Annotated in this window: 20 protein-coding genes; 1 reads left to right on the top strand and 19 read right to left on the bottom strand. The window is 55.7% G+C overall.

Annotation, left to right across the window (positions count from 1 at the left end):
• Window positions 1–1,286 precede the first annotated feature (1,286 nt).
• The gene (gene htpG / locus C7123_RS11970; protein ID WP_069175201.1) at window positions 1,287–3,347 is read left to right on the top strand and encodes a molecular chaperone HtpG; all 2,061 of its coding nucleotides are present in this window, start codon (window positions 1,287–1,289) and stop codon (window positions 3,345–3,347) included.
• A gap of 161 nt (window positions 3,348–3,508) precedes the next feature.
• Here htpG and C7123_RS11965 read toward each other — a convergent pair whose 3' ends face one another.
• From C7123_RS11965 to C7123_RS11875, 19 genes are all read right to left on the bottom strand, one after another.
• Window positions 3,509–3,955, bottom strand: coding sequence for a hypothetical protein (locus C7123_RS11965; protein WP_069175200.1), 447 nt, complete (start codon window positions 3,953–3,955; stop codon window positions 3,509–3,511).
• Between the two features lie 18 nt (window positions 3,956–3,973).
• The gene (locus tag C7123_RS11960) at window positions 3,974–4,474 is read right to left on the bottom strand and encodes a phage virion morphogenesis protein (RefSeq protein ID WP_069176358.1); all 501 of its coding nucleotides are present in this window, start codon (window positions 4,472–4,474) and stop codon (window positions 3,974–3,976) included.
• Between the two features lie 158 nt (window positions 4,475–4,632).
• The gene (locus tag C7123_RS11955) at window positions 4,633–7,167 is read right to left on the bottom strand and encodes a phage portal protein family protein (RefSeq protein ID WP_159049932.1); all 2,535 of its coding nucleotides are present in this window, start codon (window positions 7,165–7,167) and stop codon (window positions 4,633–4,635) included.
• A gap of 231 nt (window positions 7,168–7,398) precedes the next feature.
• Window positions 7,399–7,818, bottom strand: a complete 420-nt coding sequence (locus tag C7123_RS11950) for a phage protein Gp36 family protein (RefSeq protein ID WP_069175198.1) — start codon at window positions 7,816–7,818, stop codon at window positions 7,399–7,401.
• A gap of 32 nt (window positions 7,819–7,850) precedes the next feature.
• Complete coding sequence (locus C7123_RS11945) at window positions 7,851–8,636, bottom strand: hypothetical protein (RefSeq protein ID WP_069175197.1); 786 nt, start codon at window positions 8,634–8,636, stop codon at window positions 7,851–7,853.
• A gap of 14 nt (window positions 8,637–8,650) precedes the next feature.
• On the bottom strand, window positions 8,651–9,625 hold the full coding sequence (locus tag C7123_RS11940) for a hypothetical protein (protein WP_069175196.1): 975 nt from the start codon (window positions 9,623–9,625) through the stop codon (window positions 8,651–8,653).
• A 14-nt stretch (window positions 9,626–9,639) separates the two neighbouring features.
• The gene (locus tag C7123_RS11935; protein ID WP_069175195.1) at window positions 9,640–10,125 is read right to left on the bottom strand and encodes a phage holin family protein; all 486 of its coding nucleotides are present in this window, start codon (window positions 10,123–10,125) and stop codon (window positions 9,640–9,642) included.
• Window positions 10,126–10,208: 83 nt separating this feature from the next.
• Window positions 10,209–10,559: a hypothetical protein gene (locus tag C7123_RS11930; RefSeq protein ID WP_038001080.1), complete on the bottom strand. Its 351-nt coding sequence runs from the start codon at window positions 10,557–10,559 to the stop codon at window positions 10,209–10,211.
• Complete coding sequence (locus C7123_RS11925; RefSeq protein ID WP_069175194.1) at window positions 10,556–11,419, bottom strand: hypothetical protein; 864 nt, start codon at window positions 11,417–11,419, stop codon at window positions 10,556–10,558. Before C7123_RS11925 ends, C7123_RS11930 begins: the two co-directional genes overlap by 4 nt.
• A gap of 12 nt (window positions 11,420–11,431) precedes the next feature.
• Window positions 11,432–11,776, bottom strand: coding sequence for a hypothetical protein (locus tag C7123_RS11920; protein WP_038001076.1), 345 nt, complete (start codon window positions 11,774–11,776; stop codon window positions 11,432–11,434).
• 29 nt (window positions 11,777–11,805) lie between these two features.
• Complete coding sequence (locus tag C7123_RS11915; protein ID WP_069175193.1) at window positions 11,806–12,135, bottom strand: hypothetical protein; 330 nt, start codon at window positions 12,133–12,135, stop codon at window positions 11,806–11,808.
• Window positions 12,136–12,138: 3 nt separating this feature from the next.
• Window positions 12,139–12,438 carry a hypothetical protein gene (locus tag C7123_RS11910; protein ID WP_159049931.1) on the bottom strand — a complete coding sequence of 100 codons (300 nt, stop codon included), beginning with the start codon at window positions 12,436–12,438 and terminating at the stop codon, window positions 12,139–12,141.
• A 5-nt stretch (window positions 12,439–12,443) separates the two neighbouring features.
• Window positions 12,444–12,722 (bottom strand): hypothetical protein, encoded by a 279-nt coding sequence (locus tag C7123_RS11905; RefSeq protein WP_159049930.1) that lies wholly within the window; start codon window positions 12,720–12,722, stop codon window positions 12,444–12,446.
• 29 nt (window positions 12,723–12,751) lie between these two features.
• Window positions 12,752–15,499, bottom strand: coding sequence for a hypothetical protein (locus tag C7123_RS11900; protein WP_159049929.1), 2,748 nt, complete (start codon window positions 15,497–15,499; stop codon window positions 12,752–12,754).
• A gap of 1,496 nt (window positions 15,500–16,995) precedes the next feature.
• Window positions 16,996–19,485, bottom strand: a complete 2,490-nt coding sequence (locus C7123_RS11890; RefSeq protein WP_069175189.1) for a glycine zipper domain-containing protein — start codon at window positions 19,483–19,485, stop codon at window positions 16,996–16,998.
• Window positions 19,486–19,664: 179 nt separating this feature from the next.
• A complete protein-coding gene (locus tag C7123_RS13490) occupies window positions 19,665–19,796 on the bottom strand; it encodes a hypothetical protein (RefSeq protein WP_257791032.1) in 132 nt (43 codons plus the stop codon).
• Between the two features lie 77 nt (window positions 19,797–19,873).
• The gene (locus C7123_RS11885) at window positions 19,874–20,368 is read right to left on the bottom strand and encodes a hypothetical protein (RefSeq protein WP_069175188.1); all 495 of its coding nucleotides are present in this window, start codon (window positions 20,366–20,368) and stop codon (window positions 19,874–19,876) included.
• Window positions 20,368–20,919 carry a hypothetical protein gene (locus C7123_RS11880; RefSeq protein ID WP_069175187.1) on the bottom strand — a complete coding sequence of 184 codons (552 nt, stop codon included), beginning with the start codon at window positions 20,917–20,919 and terminating at the stop codon, window positions 20,368–20,370. Before C7123_RS11880 ends, C7123_RS11885 begins: the two co-directional genes overlap by 1 nt.
• Window positions 20,920–20,958: 39 nt before the next feature.
• The gene (locus C7123_RS11875) at window positions 20,959–21,393 is read right to left on the bottom strand and encodes a hypothetical protein (protein ID WP_159049928.1); all 435 of its coding nucleotides are present in this window, start codon (window positions 21,391–21,393) and stop codon (window positions 20,959–20,961) included.
• Between the last annotated feature and the right edge of the window lie 201 nt (window positions 21,394–21,594).

Genomic DNA, 21,594 nt, shown 5'->3' with positions numbered 1-21,594 from the left:
GGCTTACCAAGTTTCGTGTAAGTAACAAATGAGCGGGTTAGGTTCTGTCCATTGCGCCGGCAGTGCTTTGTCCGTGTAACCCCACAATACAAGGGGTTATCCGACTGCGTTACCTTTTTGGTTCAAGCCTATCAGCAACTTTGGCTTGTTCATACATTACGACGCTTATAACAGTTCGCTTGTGCTAACCATACCGCCCAGCCTCGCTCCCCAGCTCTTTTGTGCTAAGAGCAGTTGCCGTTCCCTCGCGGTTCAGGCTCCTCCTTGCGGAAGGGCTACTTTGTCCGGCCAGCTTCGCACCCCGCCTTTTGAGCGACGCACGTGACCGTAGGCTACTATTGACGGAACAATAGGTTTAATCTGACTTTAATGACATTTGTTACTTCATTTAATTGTTAAACAATTACTTACACGACTTCTTGTCGCACATACTGATTTTAGTACAAGATACCAGACCTGTAAATACAATAGAAAAGATAGAAAACTCACAATTGCAGGGAATTCAGATATAATGAATGGAGATTATACTGTATCAATCTCTATTGAATAAAGAATAATCGACACGGAAGAAAGGAAATCGATATAGTTTCAGTTATAATAATCGCGGTAACCTTCGTATGAGGTTACCGCGATTATTATAACTGAACAAAAAAGCGTCGCTTATTCGACTCCTCATTAAGTATTTAGTGGGCGTATAATTCCCTTGCCCTGCCGGCCGGAAAATGGATCCGCGCAAGTTCCGCCGCATTTACTGAGACGTTTGCGCAGGCCACGCAAGTTCCGCGGCATTCACCGAGACGTTTGCGCAAGCTGCGCAAGTTCCGCGGCATTTACCGAGACGTTTACGCAAGCCGCGCAAGTACCGCGGCATTCACCGAGACGTTTGTGCAAGCCGCGCAAGTACCACGGCATTTACCGAGACGTTTGCGCAGGTCGCGCAAGTTCCGCCGCATTTACCGAGGTGTTTGCGGGACTCCCGCAAACGCCAAAAAATTTTCCGAAAGACTTGCGGGACTCCCGCAAACGCCAAAAAGTTTTCCGAGAGACTTGCGGGACTCCCGCAAACGCCAAAAAGTTTTCCGAGAGGCTTGCGGGACTCCCGCAAACACCAAAAGGTTTCTCGAGAGACTTGCGGAAGTTCCACAAATACCCACGACTCCGTCAAAATGTCAGTCCGGTGGCGACTGGCATTTTTTTTGACCCAAGGGGCCGGCGCGTGATCCGAAAGATCACCACCAACTATCCAATAGATCCATTCATAAACAACAAATAGACAGAAGACCACTATGGCAAAACAAGAAACCAAGGGGAACATTGGCGTAACCAGTGAAAACATCTTCCCCGTCATCAAAAAATTCCTCTACAGCGACCACGAGATCTTCCTCCGCGAGCTGGTCTCAAACGCCATCGACGCCACGCAGAAGCTCAAGACGCTGGCCTCCGTCGGCGAGTTCAAGGGCGAGCTGGGCGACCTCACGATCCGCATCCGCACGGAGAAAGGCAAGCTCATCATCTCCGACCGCGGCGTGGGCATGACGGCCGACGAGATCGATCGCTACATTAACCAAATCGCCTTCTCCGGCGCCGAGGAGTTCGTCAAGAAATACAAGGACAACGCGGCCGCCATCATCGGCCACTTCGGGCTCGGCTTCTACTCCTCGTTCATGGTGTCGAAAAAGGTGGAGATCGTCACCCGCTCGTATCAAGAGGGCGCCACGGCCGTGCGGTGGAGCTGCGAGGGCACGCCGGAATACGAAATGACCGAGACGAAGAAGGACGACCGCGGCACGGACATCATCCTTCACATCGACGACGACAACAAGGATTTCCTCGAAAAGGACAAGATCACCTCGCTGCTCGAGAAATACTGCCGCTACCTGCCCATCCCCATCGCCTTCGGCAAGAAGCAGGAGTGGAAGGACGGCAAGTATGTCGACACCGACGAGGACAACATCGTCAACAACACCCACCCCGCCTGGGTGCGCAAGCCCTCGGAGCTGAAGGATGAGGACTACAAGGCGTTCTACCGCGAGCTCTACCCGATGGCCGACGAGCCGCTCTTCTGGATCCACCTCAATGTGGATTATCCCTTCAACCTGACCGGTATCCTCTACTTCCCGCGCATCAAAAGCAACATGGATTTGCAGCGCAACAAGATCCGGCTCTACAGCAACCAAGTGTTCGTCACGGACTCCGTCGAGGGCATCGTCCCCGAGTTCCTCACCCTGCTGCACGGCGTGCTCGACTCGCCCGACATCCCGCTCAACGTCTCCCGCTCCTACCTGCAGAGCGACCAGAACGTGAAGAAGATCTCCGCGCACATCACCAAGAAGGTGGCCGATCGCCTGGAGGAGATCTTCAAGAACGACCGCAAAGCCTTCGAAGAGAAGTGGGACAGCCTGAAGCTCTTCATCCAATACGGCATGCTCAGCGACGAGAAGTTCTACGACCGCGCCGCGAAGTTTGCCCTGCTCAAGGACGTCGACGGCACCTATTACACCCTAGAGGAGTATCGCAAGCTGATCGCCTCCGAGCAGACCGATAAGGAGGGCAATGTCATCTACCTCTACACCACCAACCCGGACGAGCAGTACAGCTACATCCAAGCAGCTAAGGATCGCGGCTACAACGTCCTCGTCATGGACGGACAGCTCGACGTCCACGCCATCGGACAGCTGGAGCAGAAGATCGAGAAGACGCGCTTCGTCCGCGTGGATAGCGACACGATCGACCGCCTCATCCTTAAGGCCGACGCCCCCACGGTAAGCCTCACCGACGATCAGCGTCAGGCGCTGCAACAAGTCTTCCGTAGCCGCTTGCCGAAGATGGACAAGACGGACTTTGTGGTCACTTTCGAGGCGCTCGGTCCGTCGGCCAACCCAGTCATGTTGACCCAAGGCGAGTTCATGCGCCGCATGCGTGAGATGTCGGCCATGCAACCCGGCATGTCGTTCTACGGCGAGATGCCCGAGAGCTACAACCTCGTGCTCAACACCGATCACCCGCTCATCCTCTCCGTCCTCAGCGACGAGGAGAAGGCCTGCACCGACAAGCTGCAGCCCATCCTCTCCGACATCAAGGGCTGGGAGGCACGCCAACACGATCTCCGCGAGGCGCAGAGCAAGAAGAAGGAAGACGAACTGACCGAGGCCGAGAAGGAGGATATGACGAACACGAACCGCACGCTCGACGAGCTGTGTGGCCGTCGTGACGCCATCCTCACGGAGTACGCCGCCGGCAACAAGGTGGTCGGTCAGCTGATCGACCTCGCCCTCTTGGCCAACGGTCTGCTGAAGGGTGAGCCGCTGAGCCGCTTCATCCGCCGCAGCGTGGAATTGATCGGCTAAAACGGCCCCATTCGTAAGAACAGCCCCCGAATTATAATCCGCCAATCAAAAAGTACAAGGTTTCCAATCAAAAAGTACAAAAACGGGACGTGTTTTTCGCGCCCCGTTTTTTGTATCCCTTTCACACTTCGAAAGGGGGCATTTTCGCCCCTTTTGATCGTCTACTTTACTTCTTGGAAGGTCGTCGAGTAGGTCAGATTGAACACGACGATCTTATTGCTGCGTGTCTGCATTGTGGCACGGCTGCGGCTGAGGGTGGAAACCGTATCGCCCAGCGTCTCACCTTGGAGGGCATCGTGTAGCTTTTCCACCGTGTCGAGCATTTGCAGGGCCATGTCGCGCACCTTTTCAGGGGCGTGGTTGTGCGTTTCGCCAGCCGGCGGAAAGGCCACGCGTAGGGTGATGTCAGCCATCACCAATTGCGTATTCACTTCCACGGCGAGGTCACGGCAATTCGTGTAGTCGATGCTCAGCAGACAGCAAGGCCATTCCACGGGCGGGCGTTCGCCGGATGCGCTCAGCTGCCCGCGGTCGAAGTCTATAAAACGAATCTCGGGTACACACTGCCCGATCCGGTCGCATAAAGCGATAAACAGTTCCTTATTCATTGCCTCTATTCTATTTGATTACAGTATGCCATCGATGGCCTCATCGAGACGCTTTTTGATGCGGTCGGCCATGTCTCGAGAATAGCCCATGAATTGCCGCTTGGGGATATTCATGTGACGCGTGTGCGCCTTTACCGTGCCCGGGGCGTCGCCGGCATCCGCCTTTTTCTTATTCGCTTTGCCCTTCGTGCTGCGCACGTAGGACTGTATGGCCACATCCCCCTCGAAGCCCTCGTTGTGCACCTCTGCATAGGGCACTTGGGCGTTACCAGCTGAGATGACGACCTTATCTGGCCCCACGTAGGCGGGGCGGATACTATTCATCAGATTACCGCTTTGCACCAATAGGGAGCCGCTCTTTTTCGGTCTGCCTGGTATCCACGGAGATCCATCGAACCCTTTCACCGCAAAGCGCTCTTTGTAATACTCTACGGCTGTCTCTGACACAATGGCAGGCGCAGTGCTCAAAATCTTTTCCGGTAACGCCTTCAAATAATTCTTGAACTCATCTATATCCATATTCTGTTCCCTGTTTCGTTGTATATTTGCATTGAAGTCTGCAATCACGGTTAAGCAATATCGTCAACACCTCGGGGATGATGGGGGGAGAAGCGTCTGTAACAGCTACAGCGTGGATTGCTGATTAATCCCCATACAATAAGCCGGATCGCTCCGGCTTATTTTGTTTTCGGGGCTTTCTTAATCAGCAACCCGCGACGCACATTCTTATCCCTTAGTACATACCACGATTTTAGCATCAGCTTCGCTCGTTCAACTTTTCCAATCACGGCGATCGCCTCATCTTTGTAGTATTTGATCATTATGTAATTGTTAACTGCCCTCACATGGGTGTTCCTATCTTTTCGATCTCGACCAAGCCACACTTCATCAGGTGCATCAGCTACTTCCCGGATGGCATTCAAAAACTCAGTACGGAAAGCCCGTTTCTTTACTATGTCCGTAGAGTGCACCCTAAACGCCTTCTTTGTCATCTGCCACACACGGCCGACATAGTCTTTCACCTTCAATAGTTCCATGCCGGCCTCAATGACTTTATTCGCATCAAACCATTCTTCCGGTGATCCCTTGTATTTGGGCACCTCTTTTTTTGCTTCCTCTTTTAGCACATCGATCGATCCCTCAACGCCCCATTCGTCTGGGGTGATCTGCTCGATCGTCTTATCCGGCATATCCATGAAGTTTTGGATATACATTTGATTAGCTGTAAATACTTCGGCCTCATTAGCCCGATTGATACCGAATCCCTGTGTCTCGCACCGTTTCCATTCGGGTGATTCGAGGTATCCGTCGCACTGCGCGCGCATAGCTTCCATATCCAAATCAGCCCCTTCATGCCTCATTCTGGGGGTAATGTAGCAGCGACAGTTCCATCCGTTTGGCGGCATAATCTTTTGCCAGCGCGGGTCTTCTATTGGTAGAATCAGCCCCTCCAACGCTTGGTGCTCCTGTCGGACACGATCGTCACCCACGGTGCGGTACTCCCAAAACGGGAATACGTTCGTTTGTGCCATAAGGCGCCGATAAGTGCTTACCGATTCTCCCACAGATACGGCCGTATTGTACTCCGTGCGCAGCCATTGCTCATTGTAGACCTTTAGCAGCGCTCTGGCCTTCTTCCTGAAATCGCTGTATCCCTTGCTCTCGCGGAACAGACGGTTCAACTCACTCACCTCGGCCAGTGTTTTGGCGGCTGAGAAATGAAACAGGTTTTGCTCCAAGGCGGTGATGTAAGCATCATCGTTGGCATTGTAGACAAAGCCACTATCAGCCAGACGGACGTCCGCGCGGCGATAGCCCTTTCGCAGTCCGCGGATGAGCTCCGTGTGGGTGTAGGCAAACAGGTCGGCGCTGAAATAAGCGCGGCCCTTTGTCTCAATCGTCTGTCGGATCAGGGCATCCGCAAGCGTGGCTTCCGAGAGTGTGAGGATGTCGGATGTCGCCCGGCCGTATGACCGGGCGGGGACGAAAAAATCGAATAACCGGGTAAAGAAATTGCTGCGGTCGCGATCCGCATGTTTCACTTTGCGACTTGTCGGCGCATCTTCCTCCGCTGCCTTTTTGTCAGGCTCTGGCGCGTCTGCCTTGCCTTCGTCGAGGCTGGCTTCCTCGTCCGTTTCTTCTTCCTCACTGTCCCCTTCAGGCACGCTAAAGAGTGGCTGCGCCTGCCGGCGGGCAATAGGCTCGCCGGGCTCGGGTAGAGGAATGTTGTACTTTTCATGCAGGTAGCTCTGCGGGATGGGTAGGATGTCCGAGAGTTGGATGATCTCGGGCACCTCGAGCTCGCGTTTGGCATCCATGTAGCGGAACTTTCCGCCGGTGATCGGATAGCCGCGGCGGATGAGCATGGGCACGAAATAGCGATTGAGCATGCGCTCCACGAACCGCCTATCGGCACGGTACTTCTTTTCTTGAACAGCCATGTGCACCTGTCCCTGCGCCAGCGAACTGCCGTCTACGGTGGTCATCGTTTGCCCCAAAATGGTGATCAGGATTTCCTCCGTGCAAGCCTGCCGGAACTCTTTATATAGAAGCCCGTTGCCAGACGCAGCGTTGGCTTCCTGCGTGGCCTCCGTCTCTTTGGGGATAACGAGATAAGGCGCCGATCCGGCCGTCTCAAAAGCACGGATCAATTCGCGGCGGCTGGCTTCATCCATTGCGCTGTATTTGCCGATGCGAAGCGGCATGCCGAACAGCTCGACAAACTGCGCCCAGTCGCCAAATCCGCCGCGTTTGTAGATGACCAATGGCGAGACCTTCAGCAGTAGCCCGAGATCGTCGTCTTTGCCCCACTGAATGACCCGATCATCACCGGCGTAGGAAATGCCGCGGTCATCCGTCTGCTGCCTTACGATCTCTTTCAACTTCGGGCGGATGTGCTTCCGATTGATAGACGTAAAGCGAAAGGTTCGATCCTCATCAAAATCGAACTCATCGACGGAGATACCCCAGAATTTGGCCATCATAATCTCGCCGATCAGTTCCTCGAACTCGACCGTATCCATCAGATCATACATCACATCCACGTCTTTGTTGTCGATAGTGAACGACAGATCGGCGTCTTTGACGGCGTCGATACGTTTATCGATGGCGTCGGCAAGCACGCCATCCAGCAGGATGTCGCTATAGAGGTCGTAGAGCTTTGTACGGTTACCGTTGTCGGCCATACGCAGTGCGGAGCGCCACGCGGCCACATCGTGGACAGTGCGCTGTCGCGGGCTGCACGATGATCTGCGTAGAGATGGGGCCAGCGGCGGCCTGTTTATGCTTCGTTTTATTGCTCATTAAATGGCGTTTAATCGGTGTTTAATCAGTGTTGAATTGTTTAGGGCTTCGCCCTGTTTAGTTGTTTAGTTGTTGAACAATTCAACGAATAAACGGGGCGAAGCCCCCAACAACTAAACAGGCCGCAAGGCCTAAACAGCTTAAAAATGCTGGCCGCGTTTGGGGTTGCTGCCAAAGTGGATCTTTCCGATCGGCGACTCATTACCGGGCTCAGCGGTGCGCGGGGGTAGGTCTGGCGAGAGATCGCCCTTTTGCACAAGCCGTAGCCACGCGATGGCGCTGTCGTAGCGCTTTTCGCGCAGTTCCATATCGATACAGGCATTTCCGAGGTTCACAAAGTGCCACACGGCAATGTCTTTGACAAATAGCAGCAGCAAGGCATTGCGCGCCTCACCTTCGGCTGAGAAAATGGCAGCCGTATCGAAGTCATGCAAGTAGCTTTTGGCCTCGGCAATGGCGGCGTCGATGGCGGCCACGGGTATGGCCTCCGTGTCGCGGCTAATGACGGCCACCGTCTCGTCATGCAGGTGGGTATAAAGTTCGTCGACTGTCAGAAACATGGGGGAAGAAATGAAAAACGAAAAGTGAAAAACTAAGCCTGCCCGGCGCTCAGCTGGGCGATGATTTCGCGCTCGCGGTCGGAGATCGCCCACGTCACGCTGGCAGCCTTTTCGGCTTTAAGGCGGTCGGCCTCGAGGAGAGCGGCTTCCATGCGGGCGGCCTGCCTATCAGACAGCAAAAAGCCACCGCCGTAGATAGCTTTTTTCACCGCTTGCTGGCTGTCCAAACGGCGGACAAACGTGGCCTCGCCGCGAGGGATTGAGAGCGCTACGCCGTGGCTGGCGCAGCGGGCCAGATCGGAGAATGTCAGTACATGCGAGGGGTAGCTATAGCACGGCAAAGGATCCTTGCTGCGCGCAGCCGCGGTGAGGCGCTCATAAAGATCGGGCACGGACATAGCCAGCACGTCACCGAATAAGTTGCTGGCAAAAGAGGTGCGCACCGCGGCGCCGTTCTCATAAATCACATCCGCGCCGCAAACGAGACGCGTGTAGGGCGCATCGAGACCCAAAATCGTCTTATGCTGAGCGAACAGGAAGAAGCGTACGCCGCGCTCTAAGTACCACCGTACGATCTCGGCGAAAATCGAAAACGGCGGGTTGTCCACCACGACGCACCCATCGGGATATTCCACTTCGCGGTAATCCATATCCGGCCAAAAGGGGCGTACGATCTGGGCGTCGGCGAGGTCGACCTGTTCGCTGAGCCAGCCGCGCACGATGTCGTACACCTCGGGTGGCGTGTAGCAATCGTCGGAGGTGCGTTTGCGCTCAAATTTGGCCACGAAAGCCTCGTAATCGTCTTGCCTCTTTTTCATCTGTCCGCCCCCCTTCAAATGATCGCCGCCACCTTGTCCAGATTCACCCAGTAGGGGGCGTCTTTCTCGTTGTAAAACTTCACTTGTCGGCGCTCGAAGTCGACGGCAGTTACGTAGACCTCCCGCCCATCCATCAGCCGCGCCCTGGTCTTTCGCGTGAAAGCGAGAGCGTCGAAGGCTGCGGGGGTGATCGGCGTGGGGCCTTGCACCAACGTAGGCTGGGGCGGTACGGCCGGGGCGCCCGGAGCGGCTGGCCGAATGGGAGGCACCACCGGCGGTTCGATGGGTGTTGCTTTGCGCTCGAAGTCGGGCGTGTAGGTCACGTTTGGATCGCCGCCGGCCATGTAAAGGGCCACCTGCCGGCCGATGGCGGTCATCTTTTCGCAGTAATACTTCTTGCGGGCGCTCTGGATGTCGGTGATCCCGAGGGCGCGGTAACGCTTCACGATGGCCTTCTCATAGTCGAGCTTCAAGTCATCGATGCCTTCGCCCCTCTCAAGTGCACGCTGCGCGGCGGGGCTGAAAAGGGTGCCCCAAACAATGGGCGTGCCTTCGATTTTGTCAATCACCTCCGAGGGGGTGTCCGTCTTGAGGTTCACGCCCCAACGGGGGTGCTGAATGAGCTGCAATTTGGCCCGGGCAAAGTCTATGTGATTGGCATAGTTGGCATACGGATCGAGGCTGCCCTCTACTTTGTCATCTCCCAAGCGGCCGCTTTGCCCGCGACGTGCTTTGATATTGCAGTAATTGAAGTCGCCTACGGGTCTCATGCCTGCGCCGGTATCCAGCACGTCCATCGCAATCATCAGCTGGCGCATCGCGTTGCTGAGCGTATTGTCAGCCTCGAAATAGGCGCGGTCGCTGGCCTTGACAAAGGACGGCCGGGTATTGGCTCCAAAGGCGCCCTTGACGGGTTGGCCCTTGTAGCTGTAGGGGACGTAGGCCGGGGTAAACTCCGGCGGTATGGTGGTTTTGGTTGGAGTGTTCATTGTTGTTGAATCGTTTATTTGTTGGGTTGTTGAGGGGGCGGTTGATGGCCGTGCAAGGTGTCATCTGCCTTCTTCCGTAGAATCTCGGCGAGGTTATCCGTTCCAAGGGCTTCAATCACGGCTTGCACGATAGCCTCAGAGCGGCGGCGAGTCTTTTCGTCGGCCTTTTCGCGTACGCTGAGAATCTCGATGATGCAGAGAAAGACACTCATCAGACAGGTAATGACGGGCAACCCTACGATGGGGTGCAGCTTCATCAATACAAACAGATGCGAGAAATGCAGCATGTAGTCGATCATGGTCGCAATGACCACGGCGCCCTCATAGATGACGAACTTCGTGACCGTCCGGCTGAGTGGTTTCGAGCGGATCTCTTGCTTGCTCTCTTTGGCCTTCCGTATGCCGCTGATGAGGTCTACGATGATGGCGATTAAAACGAATAGGAAACACGCGGTGGCCACGGGAAACATGGCACCGGTTCCTTCAAAGAGTACTTTCATTGTTGTTAGTCGTTGTTTGTGTCGAAAAGACAGGGCGCCCCATCCTGTAATGTGGTTAAGGCAGGGCGCCCCAAGGGAAGCGGCTAAATCTCAGCCACGACCTCCCGTTCAATCAGCAAATACCCCTCGGAGGTGCGAGAAAGCGTAACCGCCTCACCCAAATGAATCCGATTGTTAGGAGCATTCAGCTCACCCCCTCCGATCGGAGTATTCAGCTCAAACTTAGCGACGGGGGAACAGATGACGCCCTCACCGCCCGGCGTAATCGTAGCCGAAAGCGGCATAGATACCCCATTCACTGTTGGAACAATGTCACGCCCCGGCATTCCAGCGGCGACCTCTGCCGGGCCGGCCAGACTCTTATTCGTCACCTTGTACTTGTGCACGATACCCGTAAAGGCAGGCACCCCTGTAATGGATGTGTTCAGTATCATAAGATGACGATGTTAACGGTGAGCGATTCTTGTGGCTGCATGGCGCACGCAAACGTCAAGCGGCCTTCTTCCTGCGCGGCAGCATATACGCCGCATTTCCCATACGTCGTAACCGAATCTGGTGCAGGGCTCACGATGATCGTGCTCTCAGCTGTCACGCCGTCTACGGCCACTGAGATACGACCCATACCGGCGGGATCCCAACCCGTGGACTCGAGTGTGATCGTTCGTGTGGTCACCTTGCCGGTGTCACCCTTTTCACCTTTCTGGGCAGCAAGGAAGTCGGACATGCTGCCCTCGTTGCCTGCCTCTTTCCAAAGGTCGTACGTCGATTTACCGGCGTCACCCTTTTCACCTTTCTGCTTCGCCAGGAAGTCGGACATACTGCCCTCGTTGCCTGCTTCTTTCCAAAGGTCGTACGTCGATTTACCGGCGTCGCCCTGTTCGCCTTTCTGCTTAGCCAGGAAGTCGGACATGCTGCCCTCGTTGCCTGCCTCTTTCCAAAGGTCGTACGTCGATTTACCGGCGTCGCCTTGTTCGCCTTTCTGCTTAGCCAGGAAGTCGGACATGCTGCCCTCGTTGCCAGCCTCTTTCCAAAGGTCGTACGTCGATTTACCGGCGTCGCCTTGTTCGCCTTTCTGCTTAGCCAGATAGTCTGCCACGCTGCCCGTGTTGCCCTGCTCTACCCAAAGCTCGTAGGCACTTTTGCCAGCCTTTCCCGGTTCGCCTTTCAGCTTAGCCAGAAAGTCGGCCACGCTGCCTTCGTTGCCCTGCTCTTTCCAAAGCTCATAGGCCGATTTGCCATCCTGCCCGAGCCGCTGGTCGAGCGCTACTGTTACGTTAAACTCTTTTCCTTCCATGTCTTACGTTGTTTAATTGTCTACTACTTCAATACCTGTGTTCACTTCGCCCGAGGCGATGTCATAGAATCCATCCGGAAAGGTGGCATCATAGATGCGCGTCCGAAAACGTGCAAAGAGGGGGCCCTCGGTGAATCGGGGGTTGTCGAGGCCTACGACCACCTGCCCATTATCCACCTTCAATCCCGGGGGGAACGCTTCGCCGAGCTTTCGCCCGACGACGATACGCCGCGACCGCGACGTGTAAAACTCAAATTGCAGGTCGCACTTCGTTGGATCGACGGGGTTACCCATTCGGTCCGTAATGTCGATGCGAAACTTTGCATCCGATTGCTTTTGCAAATACTGTCTGTCCATACTTCGTATAATCGTTAATGGTTCATTGTCTATACTTCCGGCCGCGTCCACGCATAGGGGCGGCGCTGAGTGAGGTAGTTCGGATCGGCCATATTGCGGTATGCTTCACGCTCGAATCGGATAGCCCGGTAAGCCGTGTGAGCATCGCGGAGACGCAGCATTCCCCATAGCCATTCCAGCATATAGATGAGGTAGAATCCGAGGTAACCCGTTTCGCGCATCTGCGCCGTGTGGATGGCCTCATGCCGTAGGATGGCTTCGGATAGCGGCCGATACTCCCGCCGAGCGAATACGACGCCCAGCAGATTGATGGCCGTAAAGCCACGGAAAGGCACGAGGCCGTTGTAGATCACTTTCATGCCTTACGCCTTCTTTTCAGACGTACCACTCGCGGGTCGGAACGCACTGGCCACCTCGTCCACGATAGCGGCAAACACAGCCTTCTTTTCCGCGTCGGACAGATTGCTCCCTTTATCGATGTAAAAGCTGATCCACCCGTCCGGAAAGGCCGAAACACTGCCGAGGTTCCGAACCTCACGTTCGATCGAGTCATTCAATTCTATCGTTCGTCCGCCTTCTTCCGTGATGTTGTACCGGATCGACAGCGTGCCAGCCTCGTCGATCTTTGTCACGCCCTGTCTGATAATTCGTTGCAGTTCCATAGCCGTCATCCCTCTTTTACGTCGATCGCCGCGTTTTTGACATCTCGAATAATCGAGTAAATGAATTTCCCGGTGAGGCGCTGAATAAGCAGTGCAAATTCATCGTCTGAAAACGTTTCTTCCTTGCCCGCGGGGGCAAAGTACACCTTACGTGCCAGCGCATCGACATCGAGGGTAAACGACTCCGCGTAGATGGCATTGCCGAACGCCCGCCGCTGGTCGAGCACCTCGAAGCGCCCGGGCTCTACTTCCAATTTGATTCTGCTGAAATCGATTCTTTTCATATTGTCTATTGTTTGATTGTTCGTTTGTGTCATTCCCAGCAAACGATCCACTTGTTTTCTTCGATCATTAGCTGCCTGAAGGTGTTTCCACCTTCCTTCTTTACCGTGTTCACATGGGGTAGTGGCCCCATATTGAGGCGGAGGCGTGGCTGCCACTCTCCGAGGAATGGGGAGATCTTGACATAAAACCCTGCGTCCCCTTTCTCATAGCTAAAGCCGTCGCCGCCCATGGATACCGTTCCCCCGCCATTCGTCCGCTTTACGCTGATCTCACCGCCTCTGATTCTCGTATATCCGTAATTCCCATCTCTGACATCGACACCGCCGTTCGGACTAATACTTACTCCTTTTGATCGTTCATAATCCCCATAGTGTTCCACCGTGAGAGAACCACCCCTCACTATAAAATCACCAATTTGTGCAGCCTTCTTTACGATCAAATTGTTCGTGTCGATCAGACTCGTTTTGATATACCCCCCATCAATGATCGTTTCATCCATCATTGCCTTCCCGATTTTGTTTCTCCAGGCGAGGCTACCCAGACTGCTGCTGTCTGGCTTGTTATCGATCTTTTCCCGCTGCGTATTGAGTTGTGATTGCAGGCTCTTGAACTCAGCGCGACCAGTGAGGGAGATGTTTTGCGATATGAGATTAATCGCCGTCGGGCTTTGGGTGATGTACGAGGCGATCGTGTCCCCGTTGGCCAGCTGCGCGGAGGCGTAGAGCGCATTACCTTGTGCGGTGGTTATAAAGCCCGCCGTTTGCAGTCGGTAGATCTTATCCTCGGACGTTGCTTGCCGATTCAGCAGGCTGTTCACCTGATTTTGCGACCACGTTTGCAGCGCCGCGAGCTGATCCTTTGTTCCCCCGGCCGTGACATTGATACGCCCCACCTCACCGCGGATCTGATCGGCAAAGACCTTGAACTCCGAACGCGTCTCATAGATCGAGAGATCCGGTTTGTCCGTCAGGTTGCTGTATCCCACGGAGCCCGATTCGATGCGAATATTCCCGCCGATCACCCCCTCGGCCACGTTGAAATACGTCCGGCCGTCGGGGCTGATGATGTTGCGGATGCGCATTTGCCCGGGTAGGATTTCCGTGTAGCCGTAGGCCGTGGCGAAGCTGCGTTCCCCGCCCGATTCAGACGAAAGCAGCCCCACGAGGAAGTAATAAAAGCCATCGCCCGGGTCATACTTGTATACCTCTTGCAACAAGAACTCGCCCGACGTGCCCCCTTTGGCACATTTAGCCACGAGGTAAAAGGCCGATTTTTCGCCCCCGAGGAAGGGCGAGGTGTAGCCCGCCACGTCCCAATACTTATAATCCGTCGCTTTGTGTGCTGATGAGGTCTTATTGATGCCCATCGTCATATGCTTCAGGATGGCAGCCGGAGCCGTGAACACCTTCGTCTCATTATTCATCTCGAACAGCGGGATGATTTCGCGCTGCGTCTCCGTCCGGTTGTCGACGAACATGAATTGCTGATACTCGTTGCCCACCAATACGGACATCGTGCGCACCCAGATGGGATTGACGCCAGCCGAAAAATTGTCCAGCGCCTTTTCCAGCATATCCTGCGCCTCTTTGGCATGCTCATAGGTGCGCGCCGTCTCGTGACGCAGCTGTCGGAAGCCCTCTTCCGTTGTTACCTCGTTGCGATCGATCTTACCCAGCTGCCCCGACACGCTGCCCGGCGATGCCACATTCGAGAGCTCGAACTGGGGGCGGCGCGGGGTGTTCACCGGCGTGCGTACCCCAGTGATACGGATCAGCAGGCCGTCCGTGGGGGCGTACTTATCTGACTCGAGCAACACGAATCCACCTTTGACGATGCGGCTGCCGATCTCTATCCAGTGACGGTCGGCATACAGCTCATCCAGCTCGGCGGAAAAGGTGTATCGCTCTACTTCGTTTTCATATTTCACCCGCACGGCCTCCCGGAACATCTCCCACGAGGCGCCCGTCCGTGTGGTATTGTCGCACACATAAGCGTCGGGCAGCGAGCAACCGAATACGGCATAGGTGTCACCCACCTTCGGGATGTAGACCGTGCCGCCGGGGGGGCCTGCGGGCCCCTGCGAAGTTTGACCGGGTACCCGGCCATACTCGCCGGCCGGCGCACCGGCCCCCGTCAGGTTGCCGCTTTGGAAAATGACTTTCATCGTCTGGCCTTTGATCAGCGCCTTATTGTAGTCGAGGGCCTCAGGGATGGAACTGTCGATAATGTCGTAATTCACATGGCCATCTTTACCGGCAATCATCTCGACGGACGAGACCGTGCCCACGCGTTTGGGGTAGATCTGCGACAGGTCGATGCTATCCTCGACAAAGGTCAGAAGCGGCCGGTCGGCACGGGTGATCTCCGTACCTGTCGCATCCGTTTTGTAGCTGCGCGCCGTGGCGGCGTTGAAGCCCGCTTCATCGGCGAACTTCGTCCCATCGAAAGCGATCGTTTGCGACTTTGGAAGCAGCAGTTCCACACTGCCATAGGTCGAGGCGTCGATATTCTTCCGCCCGCCCTGTACAAGCAGGATCTCGCAGGGCTTCTTTGACCCGAAATTGTCACGCGACACGCCCGGCTTCAGCCCGCAATCGCGCCCGTAACGCAAGCGCAGCGGGTTGGCTTTGTTGTATTCCACACGGCGCAGGTAGATGGCTTTACCCCGGATCTCCCATTCCGTTTTGAACTCATCGGCCAGCATTTGCAGGGCATCGGCGCAGGAGGTGTGGCTGTATGAAAGCGTCTTTTCCGTCGCCTCAATGCAGCCGCCCACCGTCCAGCCGCTATCCCTGCGACCCTGAGTGCCTTCACGATCAGCTCCAAGTGTGCCCGCGGTTTGGCCGTGTAGGCAAACTTCAGCAGGTTTTGAATCGTCGTGTCGCGCACTTTGTACTTACGCAGGGCAGCCTCTGGGCCTTCCATCGTCACGGTGTATTCGAAGTTGCGGTCGCCGTGGCAGATGAATTTTTGCGCGCTTTCCAGCCGGTAGCGCGTACCTCGGAAATCGGTGTAGGCCCCTTCCGGGATCTCCACATATTCAGGCAGGGAATAGTAGAGCGTCAGCAGCTTTGTCTGATGGATCCGATCCTCGGCATAGCTGCTATCGTCCGGCTCGACGTCGAGGATTAGCGCATCCTTTTTATCGTAGATTTTCATCGGATCACCGTCAAATTCAGTTCAAACTCATACAGGATGAAGCCGGGGCCCGGTGCGCCGGGCAGCGAAGCTACAGCCGGGGGGGCGGGCCCCGGTAAAGTCTTATTTCTGTACATGGCTATTTCTCTATTGTTTAATCGTTATTGTATTGTCTCTTTTAAGTTCCCTCCCAGGCGACCCTCGCCGCAGGCTCCAAATCGGTTTTTGGTGCAAAAAGAGGGTCGCCGCGGGCTTCAAATCAGTTTTTGGTGCAATCCTTGGCACGTTTCGGGCTCCAAAACGGTTTTTGGTGCAATCCTTGGCACGTTTTGGGCTTCAAAACGGTTTTTGGTGCAATCCTTGGCACGTTTCGGGCTCCAAAACGGTTTTTGGTGCAATCCTTGGCACGTTTCGGGCTCCAAAACGGTTTTTGGTGCAATCCTTGGCACGTTTCGGGCTTCAAAACGGTTTTTGGTGCAATCCTCGGCGAGTTTTAAGGTATCCGTGTAGGGGCGCAACAGCATACACCCCACAAACGTCCCGACAGGGACGGGTGCCGGACATATTTATTCGGCCCTACGGGGGGCGTCTCATGGGGGCGAATGCAGGGTTCGCCCCTACACACGGGTACCCGGCAGACTTCCCAGCCTCGGCAGAGGCCGCCGGGGCCCGCAGGCCCCCCGCCCCGTACCACCCACACGCCAAAGGCCGCCCGGGCGTCCACGCCATCGATGTAGATATTCGTTTTCATTTCCGTCTTATCCGTTATGCTGTTCGCAGGATGACCCCGCGGGAATTGATTGTCTCCAGTTCGCGTTTCATACTGCCGATGCCGCTTTCGATCTGCTCGAGGCGTCGACAGTAGGCCGTATTGTCACGTATCTCTGTCAGTATGGCTACACCTACCACGAGGGTCTGATTGATCCCCCCTACGGATAGTTTGATGGCGTCTTGATAGATCAGCAGCGCCGTCAGCCGTCCCTCGATGGCCGTAGCCGTGATCGATACCTGTCGGCAGAGAGGGGGGGATCTTGCGGATTCTCCCTCTTCACAGCGGCAGCGCCTCTTTGCCGGCTAACCTGCTTTGCTGCCCCCCTTTTCTTGCCTTGATGCAAGAAAAGGAGCAAAAGAAAATCAAGGGCTGGGCGCGCTTCGCTCGACGTTGAGGGCGCTGCGGCGGGGCAGCTCACCGCGTATAGGTCCGGGGAGGCCTGACAGCCGGCAGCATACTCCACACTCTGCATGTACCCGGCAAGGTTCGCCGGCGTCCGCAGACGCCCCCGCCTCGTCCACAAGCCCCGGGAAGACCTTCATCAGATCATCCGTGACCTTGTCTTTCTTCTTGCTGAATATGCCCGCAAGCAGTCCGCCGATCGTCCCCACCACGGCGCCGATGGCCGTACCGATGCCAGGGACGATCATCGAGCCCACGGCCGCGCCGGCCAGTGCCCCCGTGGCCGCCCCTTTGACTACGTTGTTGCCGTCGACTACGTTGCGCAGGTCGACGTTGGCCTGCCCCTCATGCAGCTTGCCGATGGCCTTGGAATAACCGTCCATTGCGTTATTCAGCGCTTTGAAGCTGTCTTTGATCTCGCCGGCGTAGTTGCGCACAAAGGCGCCCGACTTGCTTTGCAGGCGCAATTGCTCATTCAGCGACAGGGCATATTCATGGGCAAAGGCGATTGAGTTTTTGTAGAACTCTTTTTCCACGGCACGGCGTTTTTCGGCCGCCGCGGTGATCATATTGATCAGCGTGGCCGTGCCCGAGATGGCCGTACTGATGGCGCCCACCTTGCCCCGTGTCGTATCCATGTCGCGGGAAAGCATCTCACTGGCGGCGGCGAGGCTCGAACCGATTGCCGCGAAGGCCTGACCCACGCTGCCGCTCAGTCCGCCCAGCGCCGCGGCCATCTGCCCGAAGGCGCCGAGCACCTCGGACAGCTTTTGCGTCGGGATACGTCCGAGTTCCTTATTCAGGGCTTCGAGTTCCTCGCGGGCAAGGGCTATTTCCTTAGCCAGCTTATCCGTCGGGGCGAGCTTGTACCGCTCTTCCATCAGCCGGATACGTTCCTTTTGCACCCGGCGCTCTTCCTCGAGTTGCTTTTTGCGACGATCCGCTTCCCAGCGATAGAAAGATTCCGCATTGGCCATCTGCTTACGGGTGATCTCAATGTCATAATTGAGCATCTCCGCGGTGTAGCTGTTTTTGGCCAGCGTGATCTCTTTCTCTTTGGCGACGGTGAGTTCGGCGATCAGTTTCTCATTGTTTTCCGCCATCCGCAGCCGCTCTTTGTAGTAGCTTTCGATGTCATCCAGCTGCACGGCCAACTCATCGGCGAAGCGCAAGCGCCCTTCCTTGAATGCGCCGTTGACGGCTTCATCAATCTCAGCCGCGGACTTCTTATAAGACTTTTCGGCCAGATCGACGAGGTTTTTGAAGTAGGTCGTTTCTTCCTCCGATAGGGTGGCATTTTTGCCGTAGGCCTCTCGTTTGGCCTTCAGCATATCCTCCTCCTGCTGTTTGATGGCAGCCAGTTCCTTCTTCTTATTCAGTTCGGCCTGCTGGCGTTGTTTGTAGTAGCTGTCATTCAGCAGGTCGATCTGCTTTTGCGCAAACTCGAGTTGGTTATTCTCCCATTCCCGCTGGTAGGCCTTTTGCAGTTTGAGCCGTTCCTGTTGTTCGCGAAGCGCCTTTTCTGCATCCTTGTTCCCTCTTCCGGAGCTGGAACGCGCCGCCTTGTCTATAGCGCCCAGTTCCTTTTCCCGATCCGTGTCCAATTTGATCAGAGAGGCCTTCAGCTGGTTCACCTTGTCGATGTCTTCCAGACTGTTTGTCGTTAGTTTGTTTTGGCCCTCCTGTATGCGTAGTTCCTCAGTAAGTTGTCGCTTCCGCTCGTCGTAAATCTCATTGACGACGGCCTTGTATTCGTTGGCTAATTGGATCCGCCTTTTGCCTTTGGCGCTTTCCATCTGCTCGCGCAGCTTCTCCGCTTTGGCCTCTTTTTCCGCTTCTTCCACCCGCCATTCGCTACGGTCACGCGACAGCTTTTCCCCAGCTACACCCAACTCAGCCGTTTTTTTGGCTGCTTCATGTATAGACGTGAGATAATCAGACACGCGCTCATTGGCACGATCTATTCCCCAGTAGAATTTTGAAAAACCTGCACTAAGCTCGTCAAAACCCTCCGTAAAGCCCGAGAAAATGATTTTGCTCAGCCCTTTGAACATATCCCCCAAAGCCAATAAGCGGTTGGCGAGATTCGACAAAATGGCTCCACACACATCGTTTACAGCCTTTATCGGATCGCGGACGGCGTTATAGATCGTTTCGCCGAGCTTAATGAGCGATTCCCTAAGCTGCCCCATCACACCAGAAAGATAGCCAGACGTACGGGCAAACTCCATCTGTCCCTCAACAGACGAGTTGAACCACATCACCAAGGATCGCAGGGCAACGACGATGGCGTCGAGGAGAAAAACAATCCCAGAGGCTTTGAGGGCCCCAAAGGCTTTAGAGAGGGATCCAACTCCCGAGGCGGCTGTATTCAGTGGCCCAGGCAGCTTATTGATGACATCGGCTTGCACACGAAAGCCCCGCGACACGAGATTGCTCCCCTCAGCCATCTTTTTTAGGACTTTGGAGGCCTCTATCTCTAATCGGTCGAGACTGTTCGTCACGCCGTCGACATCCTTATCCAGATTGCCCTGAAACTCGAATGTTACGTATATCGTTTTTTTCGTCGGCCACGGCCTTTTCTCGTTAGTTGTTGGTGGGTTATGGGGGCGGAGGCTGTCCCGCCGTTTTAAGCCAGATTGAAAAACTTCTTGGCTTCGGCCTCAGAGGTGATTTCACCCTCATCAGCCGGCTTCTTCTTTCCGTATTTGGGTTGGTCATTGATGGCCGCCAGCACAACGCTCCACGGCACTTTATACATCAGTTCGCGCCACGTCCAAACGCCTTGCGAGGCGATCTGGAACAGTGCGCCGAAAGGGCTATGGGGGCCTTCGTCCCTTAACTCCCCGTCGCTTCCCGGCTCAGATTCGGAGTCGTCACCTGTAGATGAGCAATCGATCTGATAATAGTCGTAAAATGGCCCGCGCCACTTAGCAGGACGATCACTTTGGCCAGCTCGGCCATCGTTTGGGCATCCATCCGTCGGCGTAGGTAGGCCGCCACGGCACGATGAAACAGCGCACTCATCAGCCCCGAACGGATCAGCCCGAGGGCGATCAGCCGACTGGCACGGACGCCGTTTTTGGCTGCTGAGGTGAGCACCGCGGCAGCCTCGCCCGTTTCGAGCGTTTCGAGGTCGACGTGCATACGCACATACATCCGACTAATGCGCAACAGTTGGGCGTAGACGGGGCGCCGAAAGCGCATCGGGAACACCTTTATCCCCAACATGCGCAGTGGGCGGGGCGCCGGCACCTTGACCAGCAGCCCCGTATCCAACAGCGCGTCGGCCACATCGATCTCGACCGCCCGCTTGTTTTCCGTCTCTTCCATTATGTCCAGCTGAATGGCTCGTAGGTGCCACTATCGTCCCCATCGGGATTCATACAGCGCGCCGTGACTTCGATCTGCGCGATCTCCGTACGGGTCAGGTTCCACTGGAAGAGGGCGAGGATCTTTGCGCGGGGAATGTCGAAGCCCACCTTGTAAGGCGTAAGCACACGAAGCGCCTTTTCCACTTCCACGTAGTCCTTCGGAGGGATGAACTTTTTCACGTTATGCTCCGTGCCAGACTGATCCTTGATTTTGCCATCCACCTCTTTGCCACCAAACAGGGTTTTCAGCACTGCGTTATCCCATTCGAGAATGTTAAACGTGAGGTTCTTCAATCCCTTTTCCGAGATCACGGATTCCACCGGGGCATCCGGCTCTTCCTCGCAAAAGAACTCTTGTGTCTGATCCTGTTCGGTGGTAAAGGTGGCCGTGCCCTTCAGGGTGCGGGCCAGCTGCTTCATCTCTTCCGGCATCTTAGCGCCGCCGTCTGTCACGTCGCCGAACAGGATGGCGCTCAGTCCGACAGATCGGATTTTCTTTCCTAATGCCATGTCTTTTCTTTAATTGTTAATGGTTGTTGGTTGTAATAATTAGGGGATACCCCCGCGGCCTCTGATGTAGAGCCGCACGATGAGCCACGCGGCCATACCGAGCACAAGGGCCAGGAAGGCGTATCCGCCGCCCATCAGCGCCCGGTGATGCCACCGGAAGGGGCGTTCCACGGTGACATACTCCGTGCGGACACGGTCAGTCAGCTCGCGGATGGTGCGGTCGCGCAGGGCGATCACCCGGCGGAGGCTGTCTTCGTGGCAGTGCACATCGAGCAGGGCACCGCGGTAGCCCGTATCGGTCAGGACGTCCGTCAGCGTCACGTTCGGCACGATGCGCGTGCCGGGCACGGCGATCAGCCGCGAGAGTGCCACCCTGCCCGACTGGCATTCCAGATAGGCACGGATCAGGGCCGAATCGGGTTCGATGACCACGAGCGTATCGCGCACCGTCTCGGCCACTTCCCTTTGCGTCATCTCGCGCTCCGTGTACGGCATGCGCAACAGGCGGCAGCTGGTCAGGCAGAGCAGGGAACTAAAAACGAAAAGTGAAAAGTGAAAAACGACCCGCGGCCGGGTGCCTCTCCTACCGGTAGGACTTTTTGTTTCTAGCTTTTCACTTTTCGTTTTTAGTTCCCCAAAGAAGGCGCGCGCACGGCCGGGAGAGAGGTCGGCCAG

The organism is Tannerella serpentiformis (genome assembly GCF_003033925.1).
GTDB classification, from domain to species: domain Bacteria; phylum Bacteroidota; class Bacteroidia; order Bacteroidales; family Tannerellaceae; genus Tannerella; species Tannerella serpentiformis.
Note: the sequence above shows the minus strand (reverse complement) of the source record. Positions and strands in the feature narration are given on the sequence as shown.